This is a genomic window from Nostoc sp. JL33 (assembly GCF_017114985.1).
GTDB lineage: Bacteria > Cyanobacteriota > Cyanobacteriia > Cyanobacteriales > Nostocaceae > Nostoc.
Genome location: NZ_JABXKP010000064.1, coordinates 62370 through 76329 on the forward strand (window position 1 = coordinate 62370; position 13960 = coordinate 76329).

Annotated in this window: 9 protein-coding genes; 5 read left to right on the forward strand and 4 right to left on the reverse strand. The window is 41.8% G+C overall.

The genetic code is table 11. The features are described 5' to 3' along the window. Positions 1-145 precede the first annotated feature (145 nt). Positions 146-1498, forward strand: coding sequence for a hormogonium tapered terminus morphoprotein TftA (gene tftA, locus HWQ23_RS17390; protein WP_292830348.1), 1353 nt, complete (start codon positions 146-148; stop codon positions 1496-1498). 359 nt (positions 1499-1857) lie between these two features. Here the strand turns inward: tftA and cls are convergent, their stop codons facing one another. Both cls and HWQ23_RS17400 read right to left on the reverse strand, forming a co-directional pair. After that, positions 1858-3300: a cardiolipin synthase gene (gene cls / locus HWQ23_RS17395; protein ID WP_292830350.1), complete on the reverse strand. Its 1443-nt coding sequence runs from the start codon at positions 3298-3300 to the stop codon at positions 1858-1860. A gap of 1 nt (position 3301) precedes the next feature. Then, on the reverse strand, positions 3302-4147 hold the full coding sequence (locus HWQ23_RS17400) for an endonuclease/exonuclease/phosphatase family protein (RefSeq protein WP_292830352.1): 846 nt from the start codon (positions 4145-4147) through the stop codon (positions 3302-3304). A 338-nt stretch (positions 4148-4485) separates the two neighbouring features. On the opposite strand from HWQ23_RS17400, the gene HWQ23_RS17405 reads away from it, so the two are divergent. From HWQ23_RS17405 to HWQ23_RS17420, 4 genes are all read left to right on the forward strand, one after another. Continuing rightward, positions 4486-7191 (forward strand): BsuBI/PstI family type II restriction endonuclease, encoded by a 2706-nt coding sequence (locus HWQ23_RS17405; protein ID WP_292830354.1) that lies wholly within the window; start codon positions 4486-4488, stop codon positions 7189-7191. A 95-nt stretch (positions 7192-7286) separates the two neighbouring features. After that, positions 7287-7409 (forward strand): hypothetical protein, encoded by a 123-nt coding sequence (locus HWQ23_RS17410; protein WP_292830356.1) that lies wholly within the window; start codon positions 7287-7289, stop codon positions 7407-7409. 179 nt (positions 7410-7588) lie between these two features. Next, positions 7589-8887 carry a glycerophosphodiester phosphodiesterase gene (locus HWQ23_RS17415; RefSeq protein WP_292830358.1) on the forward strand — a complete coding sequence of 433 codons (1299 nt, stop codon included), beginning with the start codon at positions 7589-7591 and terminating at the stop codon, positions 8885-8887. A gap of 288 nt (positions 8888-9175) precedes the next feature. Next, complete coding sequence (locus HWQ23_RS17420) at positions 9176-9463, forward strand: hypothetical protein (protein WP_292830360.1); 288 nt, start codon at positions 9176-9178, stop codon at positions 9461-9463. A 3-nt stretch (positions 9464-9466) separates the two neighbouring features. Here the strand turns inward: HWQ23_RS17420 and HWQ23_RS17425 are convergent, their stop codons facing one another. Together HWQ23_RS17425 and HWQ23_RS17430 are read right to left on the reverse strand one after the other, a co-directional pair. Further along, a complete protein-coding gene (locus HWQ23_RS17425) occupies positions 9467-12604 on the reverse strand; it encodes an efflux RND transporter permease subunit (protein WP_292830362.1) in 3138 nt (1045 codons plus the stop codon). A gap of 215 nt (positions 12605-12819) precedes the next feature. After that, positions 12820-13794 carry a HEAT repeat domain-containing protein gene (locus HWQ23_RS17430; protein WP_292830364.1) on the reverse strand — a complete coding sequence of 325 codons (975 nt, stop codon included), beginning with the start codon at positions 13792-13794 and terminating at the stop codon, positions 12820-12822. Between the last annotated feature and the right edge of the window lie 166 nt (positions 13795-13960).

A 13960-nucleotide genomic window follows, 5' to 3' on the forward strand; every position in this document is an offset into this window, starting at 1 on the left:
TCTAGTCTATTTATTAAGTCATGGGTTGGTAATTAACACCACGGTGGGTTTCCCAACTGATCGCTATTATATTCTTGTTGCTAGACCAAGCAAGAATGATCTAGAGAATTGCTTACACTTAATTTTATCAGAGGAAATACTGAAAATGGGACGTATTTTTATATCAGCCGCTCATGGAGGCAAAGAAACTAGAGGAATCGATCCAGGCGCGATCGCAGCTGGTACAACTGAAGCTAGAGAAATGATTCTGCTGCGGGATTTGGTTGTCACGGAACTGAGGGCGCGGAATTTGGAAATTTTGGCGGTTCCTGATGACTTGAGTGCCGCCCAAACTATCACCTGGATCAATTCCCGTGGCCGCCGGGGTGATGTCGCCCTAGAAATTGAATCTGATGCGGCTAACAGCCCTTCTGTGCGTGGGGCTAGCGTCTTCTATATTGCTAATAATAGCGATCGCAGGAGTAATGCTGAACAGTTGCTAGTGGCGTTGTTGCGCCGCGTACCCCAATTACCGAATCGCGGAGTCAAGCCAGATACAAATAGTGGATTGGGTAGTTTAGCATTCTGTCGTCAGACAACCTTTCCAGCTTTAGTGATGCAAGTGGGGTTTCTCAGCAATCCAGAGGATCGGGCTTTGCTGCAAACTCGTCGCCGCGATTTTGCTTTGGGAATTGTCGATGGGTTAGTAACTTGGAGTCGTGTGATTGACCCCACTCCTGGAACTCCGGCAGAAGTAAATTATCCGGGAATTAATATCAATATTAATGGGCAAAATTACTCAGAGCAAGGAGTTTTAGTTAATGGTAATGCTTACATCCCCATTGATTTAGTAGACCTTCTACGGATTGACCTTTCAAAAGCAGGTAATGTCAATCGGATTACCTATCACAAAATAGTTTATGTCAAAGCGATCGAACTGCGAGATTTTAATGTTGCAGTCAGTTGGAATGCTGCAACGCGTACTGTTAGCTTGCGATCTAATTTGGTGGTTTGCCCCGGTCAATTTTCGCGGGTGATGTCGAACGGTAATACTTCTGAAGTACAGTTACAATTATTTCTGAGAAACAATAATGAAAATGCTTTGGTACAGTTTCCTGACATCCCAAAACTTTATCGAGAAGAAGCAGGTATAGAGGGAGTTAACTATGATATTGCCTTTTGCCAGATGTGTGTAGAAACTGGATTTTTACGGTTTGGTGGCGATATTAGACCTGAACAAAATAACTTTGCAGGCTTAGGTGCGATCGGTGGTGGTTCGGAGGCTGCATCTTTTTCAAGTGCCAGAATTGGAGTGAGGGCACATATCCAACATTTGAAAGCTTACGCCAGTTTAGAACCTTTGGTACAAGAAGTAGTAGATCCCAGGTTTCGCTTTGTCACACGCGGGATTGCGCCATTAATTGATCAGCTATCAGGGCGGTGGTCAGCAGATTTGGATTATGGTACGAAAATTTCAGCAATGCTCAAACGATTATATGAATCAGCAGGACTTCTTTAAGTACCAATGGGAGCATCTCAGTGAAAGCAAATACACTACACCATAGGAGAAAGAAGATTCCTGCTCCCTCTCCGAACTCACGGAGAGGGCTGGGGTGAGGTTTAGGCTTTCTACGAAAGTGAGATGCTCTCAGTACCAATTCTGTATGGAGATGCGCTAAACCATATTTAAGTACAAGAAAGAAAAACGAACCGCATACTCCTACGGAGAAGCAAGCTACGCGCAGCGTCTCCCCTTCGGAGAAGGACGCAAACGACGCGAAGAAAGAAAGAAAAAAAGAAATTAAAAGGGTCTGGCGCAGCCTCATAAAAAAATGGTATTACGCAATTGTGACAGTTGCGTAAGTCTTGTATTAGTGATTAAAGTAAAGGAGTCAGCAATCGAGAGACTCTTACAGCTAACTTGAACCAAAAAGGTTTTTTATCGTACTCATCAAGATCAACAGCAATACAGACAGCTAAATCATCCTCTAACATCTTTTTCACACTTTGGACAAACCGAGGCTCGGTAACAAAACCCATAACTTCAAAGTTTAGGGAAAAAGACCGATTATCTAAGTTAACAGTTCCTACCCCTGCCATATTCTCATCAATGACTATAATTTTCTGGTGCATAAACCCATTTTTGTAACGATACAACCTGATACCGATTGTTTCCATTTCGGTGTAGTAAGAGAAGGAACATAAATAAACAAATAAGTGATCAGGTCGATTTGGTAAGATAATTCGCACATCTACACCTCGCATTGCTGCCAGTTTTAAGGCTGACAATGTTGCCTCGTCCGGCACAAAATATGGACTAGCAATCCAGAGGTGAGTTTGAGCTTGATTAATTAGTTGCACGAAAAAAAGCTGACAAGCTGGTAGCGAATCTGCTGGGCCTGTAGGAAGAATGAATGCAGTTTGATTAGTTTCCCGATTAATTTTTACCTGCCAATTAACTTCGAGAAGTTTTCGAGTCGCCCAATACCAATCTCGCACAAAGGAATTTTGTAAACTTTGTACAGTTGGCCCTTCAAGCATCATGTGCGTGTCGCGCCAAGGACTCAAGCGAGGATTTTTTCCTAAATATTCGTCACCAATATTCAGTCCACCTACAAATGCTATTTCTCCATCCACCACCAGAATTTTCCGATGATTGCGAAAATTATATTGGAGCCGATTACCCTGACCTTGGGTGGTGTTAAATGCACTTACTGCAATTCCATGCTGGTGCAGAGACTCGATATAAGAACGAGATAGTTTCTGTGAACCAATTTCATCGTAGAGAAAGTAGATGCTTATTCCTTCCTTGGCTTTAGCAATCAACGCTTTTTTAAACTCATTACCTACTTGGTCATCGCTAACAGTATAGGATTGCAACAAAATATAATTTGTCGCCGATGCAATCTTTTTCAGCATCGCTTCATAGGTTTGCTGACCATTAATCAGTAATTCGGCAGCATTGCCTGATGTGAAAGGAATTTCTGTAAAAGCTTCCGCTAATGGTTGCAACTTAGCTAGATTATCTGGTGGCGCAACCTGAAATTTAATAACTTCACTATAAGTCTGATGAACAAGCTTGTAGTGTTGTGCATAAACTGAGCGGAGTGTTTCAGCATATCCATGAAATTTAGTTCTTCCTAAAATCCAATACAATGGAATAGCTAGCCAGGGGAAGGTAATTAGAGAAATGCTCCAGGCAATTGCCCCTTGGGAAGAACGCACATTCATCACTGCATGGGCTGCATGTGCAACTCCCACGACATGAACAACAACTGTAGCTGTGCTAAAAATAGCTAGAACACCACCATCTACAAGCATCTTAGTTTTTTTGAGTATTGATATAAGTAAATTCTGCCAGTAATGGCTTGTGATCGGATGAACAAATTTTGTCTAGCACCTTAGCACTGGCTTTCTTCGCGCTGAGATTTCGATAAAAGATATGATCTAAAGGGGGTGATAGCAGGAAGCGTTTAATTTTCTCCTTCTCATCAGGTGCAAAAATTACGGGCGTTAATCCCAATTGAGTTATTACTTGATTGAGAATAACTGCTCTTTTTTGACTCCAAGTATTGAAATCTCCTGAGAATATTAGTGGGCCACGATGTGTAGATAACGCTAGCTCTAATTCCTTTAGTTGTATTTTAAATTTATTTAAATCTACAAAATTGATTAAATGACTATTGATAGTCAGGAGAGTTGTGCTTTGTTCAGATAGCAGATACTCAGTAATTAAAGAAATTTTAGGAGTTCTAACAATCGGCTCATAATGTTTAGTAGTTATAACTTTTTTGGTGAGTGGACTGATTGTAGATGCTGTAAAAATCCCCGAATAGCTTTGATGATGAATATCTATAAAGTTCGGAGCAAAATTCCAATTCATTTTCAGCCATCTTGACCATTCATCTGCTTCTAATCTAAGAGAAAATTCTTGTAGAAAGATGAGGTTTGGTTGATAAGTTTCAATTATTTTTGAAAAATCTTTAAGCCAAGTTTTATTATAGTTTTGTTTAGCAATATTCCAACTGAGAACTTTAATTGATTTACTATTAATTTTTGTTTGGAGTGAATTTGTTTTATCAATTGTGAGTTCTTGTAAACGAATAAATCTATAACCCGGAACAAATTTTGTAACGAGAGTGTTTACGTGTTCTTGAATATTAGGCATCACTAATATTAAAATGGATTTCTTCTAGCTTAACGCTATTGAAATTTAGAAACGATTCCTTTACGTCCAACTCTTCTCTACCAGAGGCTGCGCCAAGGAGAGGCTCTTGCTAGCTTGCTTCTCCGTAGGAGTATGCGGTAGCCTGCGGCAAGAAGCCCTCCGCGTCTACGTTTTTTGATAATTTTGCGTAAGTCCTGATTAAAAACGCTACGCTTTTACGCAAAATTATACTAAGGTTTTGCACAACGCGATCGCAAACGATGCCGTAAAGTTGTTGTAAACTTCGCAATTAAGAAGACAGACCGTGATCGTCCCATCAAGCAGTAGAGCGTTATATCATGTCCGCCAAATTACCCATAATAAAAGAACCCCACCCCCAACCCCTCCCCGCAGGCGGGGAGGGGAGACAAAGCACAGCTTTGGCTCTTTGGGGTTCTTCGGGTTTAATAAGCAATCAAGCGGACATGATATTAGTAGCAAGTAATAACAGTAGTTTAGAGTTTACCAGCCTCGCAAAACTATCAAGTGGAAACTTGCTTGCAGAAGTGGATCTTCGTCGGGCTGTAGTAAGTTTAAAGCTAAGGCAAGATAAAAAAGGGTCGATGGGTCAGTTTCTGACTCCCGCATCAGTAGCCCAATTGATGGCTGGGATGTTTAATAGGCTGGATTTGCCTGAAATATCCTTACTTGATGCTGGAGCCGGAATCGGTTCATTACTTGCCGCTTTTGTAGCAAAAGTATGCCAGCATCGAAAACACACGTCAAGTTTGCGCGTTGTAGCCTATGAAATTGACCCTTTTCTAATTGGATATTTGCATCAGACTCTAGAGTTATGTGAGAGGGAATGTAAATATGTGGGTATTTCCTTCAATTACGAAATTCGTCAGACTGATTTTATCGAAGATGCAGTCAGGCTGCTTCAGGTTGGTTTATTGAATAATGCGATGCCTACGGCGGTAAACTACGCAACAGAATTTACTCATGCTATTCTCAACCCGCCTTATTTGAAAATCAATGCTCATTCCAAAGTGCGCGAATTGCTGCGTTCTATCGGTTTGGAAACTAGCAATCTTTATACTGGTTTTATGGCTGCAACAGCACAACTTCTAAAACCAAATGGGGAGTTTGTAGCGATTACCCCGCGCAGTTTTTGTAATGGCCCATATTTCCGTGACTTCCGCAAGATGTTTTTAGAGATGATGGCTTTAGAGCAAGTACATCTTTTTGAGTCGCGGCAAGAAGCATTTAGTGATGATGAGGTTTTGCAGGAAACTATTATTATCCAAGCTAGAAAACAAAGGGAAAAGTCTAGTACCGTAATCATCAATACCAGTTGTGGCGCTAATGATGACTTTATCATGTCACACTCTGTACCATATTTTGACTTAGTTAAGCCCGATGATCTAGAGCAGTTTATTCATATTATTCCAGATAAGATTAGCCAGCAAATAGTTCAGAGAATGGAACTTTTTACCTGCACGTTGAAACATTTAGGGCTAACAGTTTCAACCGGACGGGTAGTAGATTTCCGAGCAAAAGATTATCTAAGGACAAATTCAGAAAGCAATACCGTTCCTTTAATTTATCCGGTGAATTTATCGAATGGATATTTAGAGTACCCAAAAAGAACTAAAAAGTCTCAAGCGATAGTCCATATAGAAGAAACAGCGAATCTTCTAATACCAAATGAGCATTACGTTTTATGTAAAAGATTCTCATCGAAAGAAGAGAAAAGGCGTGTTGTTGCGGTGGTTTATGATGCCAACCAATTTAATTATGGCTATGTCGGCTTTGAAAATCACTTGAATTACTTTCACAAAGATGGGCGTGGACTTAGCCTTACCTTGGCTCATGGGCTTGCTGTTTATCTCAATTCAACTCTAGTCGATGCTTTTTTTCGGTTGTTCAATGGGCATACTCAGGTCAATGCAACAGATTTACGAAAATTAAATTACCCTAATTTGTCACAGCTATTATCTTTAGGGACGGGGATTAAAGAGCAGTTTCCTTCTTTACGGGAAATTGATGAACTTATAGAAAATAAGCTACTGAGTATGTCGAATCTGTCAGAGAATAATCCAATTGCAACTAAGTCTCGAATTGATGAAGCGCTGCAAATTTTGACACAATTGGGCTTTCCACGGGCACAGCTTAACGAACGGTCAGCTTTAACTCTCTTGGCGTTGCTTGGCTTAAAACCGACAGACTCTTGGCAATCAGCAACTTCCCCTTTGATGGGAATTACGCCGATGATGGACTTTATGGCTCAACATTATGGCAAAACTTATAAGCCCAACACACGGGAAACAGTTCGCCGTCAGACAGTGCATCAATTTCTGAATGCAGCTTTGATAGTTGCTAATCCAGATGATTTAAGCCGCCCTATCAACAGTCCAAAAACTGTATATCAAATTGAAAATAGTGCGCTCGAACTATTACGAACTTACGCCACTAACGAATGGGAAAAGAGCATTTGCACTTACCTTGCTTCGGTTGAAACTCTGAAAAAACAATATGCTCAAGAACGTGAAGTGTCCCGTATTCCCATAGTAATTAATGGAGAAATTAAAACTTTATCGCCAGGTGGTCAAAATATTCTAATTGAAAAAATTATTAATGATTTTGCCCCTCGTTTTACTCCTGGCGGCAAGCTCATCTATGTTGGTGATACTGATGAAAAGTTCGCCTACTTCGATGAAGCTACATTGACAGATTTGGGCGTTAACATCGATTCCCACGGCAAAATGCCAGATGTGATTATTCACTTCACAACAAAAAACTGGTTGGTACTGATTGAAGCTGTAACCTCGCATGGGCCAATTAATCCTAAACGCAAGAATGAACTTGAAGTCTTATTCAGAGGTATCCAAATACCTCTGGTGATGGTAACAACATTTCTCAGTCGTAAGGCAATGGTGGCATATCTGGCAGAGATTGCTTGGGAAACAGATGTTTGGGTTGCTGAAGATGCAACTCACCTGATTCATTTCAATGGTGAATATTTATTGCAGGCTTACCAAATAGAAAAGAAGCAAACTTCCTGAATATACAGCATAATTCAGGTATCTATGTAATATTTATAGCGCAATACGCTTGGGTTAAGGCTTAATAATATTTGATTTTTGAACATCAGCACATAATGGCGAAACTCGACCGAGTGCCAGTAGCCGAGTTTCCTGACAAGTACGGGATTGTTAAATCAGTCCTCTACGATCGCATTAATCGGTTGGGCATCAAATCTCAGAAAATCAGAGGTAACTAAATGTTGGGTTAACTACCTGCCGATTGCAGAATTTAAACTCTCGTAAACCTTGTTTTAACCTCGAACTCTCAAACTATAAACCATAGATTTGCGAGGTTTTAAATATGTTTCGACTCAAACGTTATATATTATTTGTGTGCTTTTTTCTAGCATTATCTGTTTCAGTCATTCTAGGCAGTATGAATTCTGTTCACGCTATTGACAGCCGCAACCCAAACTTTCCCAAGCTAAATACTTTATATGGACAACCGCCGATAGTAATCGGTCATCGCGGTGGTGGAACTGGTTATCGCCCAGAACATACGGTGGGAGATTTTGGACGTGATCTGATTGGTTCTCACAACTTAGGAATTCAATTTGGTGCAGACTACATTGAACCGGATTTGGTAGTAACCAAAGATGGAGTCCTGATTGTTCGCCACGAACCTCTATTGGCAACAGTGAAAACAGATAACAATGGCAAGATTGTTTACGATGATCATGGAAAACCTACTATCCAAGAAGCCACAACAAACGTTGCCGATGTTTCCGAATTTGCTAAACGTCTAACAACCAAAGTCCTTGACGGGAATCGTGTTACAGGTTGGTTTGCAGAAGACTTTACTTTAGCTGAGATTAAGAAACTGCGGGCAATCGAGCGCCTCCCCAATATTCGTCCTCAGAATACTCAGTATAATGGTGTGTTTCAAATCCCTACTTTTGACGAAGTTATCAACCTTGCCAAACGCAGCGAAGCAAAAACTGGTCGGAAAATTGGTATCTATCCCGAAACTAAGCACCCAACATATTTTGCGGAAGCTGGTAAATATTTAGATGGCACTCCTATCCATGTCAATACTTCACAACTTCTAATTGATCAGTTAGTTGCTAACGGCTACACTAATCGCGATCGCATTTTTATTCAATCGTTTGAAGTCTCTAATCTGAAAGAATTAAAAAATAAGATCATGCCAGCTGCTGGAGTCGATATTCCTCTGATTCAGTTAATTGATAGCAGTGGCGCTCCTTATGACTTTATTTACCACAAGCTTCCTCAAACCTACGCTGATTTGATCACTCCTAAAGGGTTGACTCTAGTTAAAACTTACGCAACAGGAATTGGCCCTGACAAACGGCTAATTGTGCCTGCCTCTGCACGATTGAATCAGCAAGGTCAACCAATTGATATTAATGGAGATGGACAGATTAGCGATGCTGATAAGTTCCTTAAACAGCCAACTTCCTTAGTTAGTGATGCTCATAATGCTGGCTTGCTAGTCCATCCTTACACCTTCCGCAGCGATTCATATTTTCTCTCTCCTGACTACCACGGGCAACCGCTTGATGAATATGAACAGTTCATTAAGTTAGGAATAGATGGCTATTTTACTGACTTTGCTAATTATGGATACGTTGCCAAGCAACAAGCGATATATCGTCCCGTGAGCCTCAAAGAATTAGAATATGGGAGCTTCCAAAAATCAACTAATCCACAGTAACGTTTAGTTTACACCCCAACTACGGTAAATTACTGAGTAAGAGCGATCGCTCTTACTCAAAAAGCATCTCAAATAACTACTAAGATCGAAAAACTGGTTAAGCCTGAAGAGGATTCGATAGGATTGTATATACTTGATGGCAAAGTATCAAATAGAAAACTTCGATCTCGCAGTTCGGTCAATGCTATTCCAGTCTCTCCAACTGTATGCCCCAGAATTTGGTTTAACATATTCCTAGCAAGGTGCAAAAGAATCAGAAATATCTGGTAGTTGAGGCGAGAAAAATATATGACAGACGCACAAATACAAGATATTCAGGCTCGTTTAGACAGCCTCACAATTGAGGTAAATTCACTCAAAGCACAGATTGGCGTTGTGGGCACGACACAATATGCAGTGGTGCAAATTCTTGATCGGCTAGAGCGAGTTGAAAACACACAAGCCCGACACAGCAATCAATTAGAGCGAGTTGAAAACACACAAGCCCGACACAGCAATCAATTAGATAATCTACAAGGCAATGTCGCTGAAATTCTTCGCATCCTGCGCGACCGCAATGAGGGTAGTGGAGTTTGACAATCAGTATTCTCCGCGAACCTTGGGTTTTTTGAAGAAAAAGCGGGAAAACTTAAACTTAGGTTGGCCAAGGTTTTTCCGCAATGCCTCCATGTAAATGAAAAACACTGGAGTCAGATAGAGAGTCAATATCTGAGAAAATAACAATCCACCAACGATCGCAATCCCCAAAGGACGACGCGCTTCTGAACCTACCCCCGTCCCCAAAGCAATGGGCAATGTCCCAATTAAAGCTGCCATCGTCGTCATCATAATCGGGCGGAAGCGAGTTAAGCAAGCGGCATAGATGGCATCAAAGGAATTTTTCCCTTCCTTTCGCTGCGCTTCAATCGCAAAGTCCACCAGCATAATCCCGTTTTTCTTGACAATGCCCACTAGCAGAATGATGCCGATAAAAGAGTAAAGATTTAAATCAACCTGGAAAATCAGCAGTGTGAGTAATGCGCCAAAACCCGCCGAAGGTAAACCGGAAAGAATGGTGATCGGGTGAATGAAATCCTCATAAAGGATACCGAGAATCAGATAGATTACTACAATAGACACCAACAACAGCGCACCTAAATCGTTGAAGGACTGTTGAAAGGTCTGGGCTGAACCCTGAAAACTGGGGGTAATTGTTGAAGGTAGCAACTCACTGGCTGCTTGCTTGATCGCATCTGTAGCCTGACTTAGAGACGTTCCTGGTAGGGTGTCAAAAGAGATAGTCGCAGAGGGAAGTTGAGCAACGTGAGTAACGGTGAGAGGGCCGACATTCTGGGAGATATTAGCGATCGCACTCAAAGGAACCAGTTTTCCAGTACTCGATTGCACATATAGTAGCGATAGGGCGCTGGGATCTCGCTGAAACTCTGGTTTCACTTCTAAGATTACATAAAATTGGTCATTTGGAGTATATATAGTAGAAACCTGGCTGGAACCATAAGCAGCGCTGAGAGTTTGTTCAACTTGTTGGGCGGTAATCCCCAGAGTTGCGGCTTTGTTGTGGTCAAATTGGACTTGGATTTGGGGAGTGCTGAGTTGTAAATCGCTGTCAACGTTCTGAAGTCCTGGTAGGGTTTTGACTTTATCCACAAGTTTAGGAACGTATTGGCGCAGGTCTTGCAAATTCAAACTCTGCAACGTAAATTGATAAGTAGAATTAGTTTGTTGCCCACCAATGGGAATAGCTGGCGGAGAGCGGAGGAATGTCTTAATCCCAGTTGTACGTCTCAACTTGGGGGTTAGCTCTTGAATGATTTGGTCAGCACTGAGTTGACGTTGAGAACGTGGTTTTAGGCGAATGGTAATTCGCCCGCCGTTGACTGAACCGTTCGGGCCACTTGCACCCACAATCGAGTTAACTGCTTCAATGTTGGGGTCTTTACGAATGATATCAACAACCGTTTGCTGGTGACGCCGCATATCATCAAAAGAAATATCTTGCGCGGCTTTCGTGTTCGCCATTAATTGTCCGGTGTCTTCCGTAGGAATAAATCCTTTGGGAACGATGACGAACAGATAGACGGTCATTAGCAGCAGAATTCCAGAACCAATCAGCGTCATCAGGCGGTATTTTAAAACAGGCTTGAGCGTCCAATCATATCCCCGTAGTAGGAAATCAAATCCCCCTTCTAAGACTCGATAAAGCCGATTTGGTCTTTGCTGATGGGATGAACTTAAGAAACGACTGCACAACATGGGGGTGAGACTGAGGGAAACAAAACCCGAAACCAAAATTGCCACTGCGATCGTTACGGCAAATTCATGAAATAATTTACCGATTATTCCACTCATAAACATGATTGGGATGAACACCGCCACTAGGGAAAGGGTCATTGACAAAATGGTGAAACTGATTTCCTTTGATCCCTTCAATGCTGCGTCTAGGGGAGATTCGCCCATTTCCCGATAACGGACGACATTTTCCAACACCACGATCGCATCATCCACGACAAAGCCCACGGAGAGGGTCAACGCCATGAGTGAGATGTTGTCTAGGGAAAAGCCCGACAAATACATCACGGCAAAAGTGCCAATGATCGCTACAGGTAGCGCCAAACTGGGAATCAGCGTCGCAGTGACATCACGCAAGAATAAGAAAATCACCAAGATAACTAGACAAACCGAGAGAACCAAGGTAAACTTTACATCGTTGACAGAGGCTCGGATGGTTTGGGAGCGATCGTACATAATCCCCATCTCAATCGATTTGGGAACTTGTTCGCGGAGCGTAGGTAAAAGTTTCTGGATGGCATCAACAATATTTACAGTGTTAGCACCCGGTTGCGGCTGCACGGCGAGAACAACGGAATGGCGGTTTGTTACCTTGCGATCGCTATACAAATTCGAGACTTTGACGTTTTGCTCACTGTCAATCACCTGCCCCAAATCCTGAAGTCTTACAGGCGCACCATTCTTATAAGTTACAATCAGCTGGCGATAGCCGGCAGCATCGGTGAGTTGACCGTTCGCCTGAATCGTATAGCTTTTGTAAGTGCCAGAGAGACTGCCGGTTGGTAAGTTGACATTTCCCTGTTGAATTGCAGTTTTCACCTGAGTTAGACCAATTCCCCGCGATGCCAACTCTCGCGGGTCAAGCTGAACGCGGACTGCATATTGCTGTTGACCAAAGACCTGTACCTGAGCAACACCATCAATCATCGAGATTGGTTGACCAACTGTTACCTCTGCATATTCATCTACTGTCGAGATTTGCTGTGTCTCAGAATACATATAGAGGAAGAGAATCGGCGAGACAGACGGGTTGACTTTGCGATAGGTGGGCGGGTGAGGCATTCCGGCGGGCAGTTGTCCGGCGGCGGCTGAAATGGCTGCCTGTACATCTTTGGCGGCATCTTCCACTCTGCGGCTAAAGTCAAATTGTAGAGAGATATTGGTGCTGCCAGTTGAACTGGTGGAATTAAATGAATTGAGTCCGGCAATTTCGGTAAACTGTCTTTCTAGGGGTGCGGCGACCGAAGATGCCATTGTTTCGGGTGTGGCACCTGGGAGACTAGCAGAGACAGATATAAAAGGATATTCAACGTTAGGTAGCGCACTGATGGGTAATAATACATAACTCATCAGACCGAAGATCAGGATACCGATCATTACCAAGGTGGTCATGACTGGACGACGAATGAAGATTTCTGAAAGGTTCATGGGTTTTGTTATCCCAGAAATGTGGTGGGGTTAAGGCTTAACTCTTTGTCAAATTCAATTTTTTTAAACGTAGACGCGGAGCGCCTTGCCGCAGGCTACCGCAGAGGCGCAGAGGGCGCAAAGGAAGAGGAGGAAGAAATGTTTAGCTGAACTGTATTGAGATAGAATGTCAACGTGAGTTTGATAAATGTGTGATAGATGCAACCGCTCTATCTCTAATTTTTAAACATATCTAACGCCTCCTTAACTGCTTCTTGAACAACTGGATCTGGATCTTGTAAAAGCTGGGATACAAACTCCACAGCCTCAAATGCTTTAATTTTTCCTAAAGCAAACGCCGCCCGACTCCGAACCCATTTGCTAGGGTGTTTAAGTCCTTGAATTAATGCATCGACTGCTCGAAGTTCTTCGAGTACTAGTACTACAGAAAAGCCGGAATCATATTTTTCGTCTTGCAGCAGATTAAGAAGAGTATTAACTACTTTAGTTTTCAGGCTATTTTGTGGGATTTCTATTTGATAGGTATTGCTCATATATAAATCGTTATGAAGTAGTTGTACGGTTTGCCAAGAGGAATCTTCAGGAAATATTTTCAGAAATCTTTCGAGAGCTAAGTCTGTAATTCCTGAGTTGTATTTTCGATATGCAGCAGCATACTTTTTTTCATCTTTCTCTATGTAACCTTTAGGATCGATGAACAATCCCCCAGTCTCGTAAGATTCTGCCAGAGTCAACATCATAGCTGTTAAATTGGTGTATCGCAGTGAAATTTCAGCAATTTCAGAGATATAAATTACAGGAGAAGTTGTTTGTTCATCATCCGTTGCAACAACTGCTAAAAACTCGATATCCGACATGCAGATTGGGAAGACAGGTTTACCTGCATACTTATACATCAGGGCTATTTCTTCATGTTCTTCTGCCCAAGTTTGAGCCTCTTTCGCTGCTGACTCTAAACTTAGAAGAAACATATAATAAAATATCCAATCATCTGCACAATCATATTTGGGATATCCATTTGACCATTCATAAATTTCCCGAACTTCTTTGGATACTTTAAAAGATAGAGTACTCAACACACTATCTATTTCCAATAGACTTAAACCTGATGCCAATGATGCAATCTTTACTGGATGATTTTCTTGAAACCAGTAATTAATTCGGTCTAATGCATCTTTAATATCTGACATAAGTGTTTAATTCGTAATTCGTAATTGAGAAAATCAGAATTAGGGTGTGTTATGCCGTAGGCTAACGCACCTTGAATTATTGACGGTGCGTTAGCTGAAAGCGTAACTACATTTAAATCTCTTAACTCTCTGTGTCCTCTGCGCCTCTGCGGTTCGTTTAAAAAAT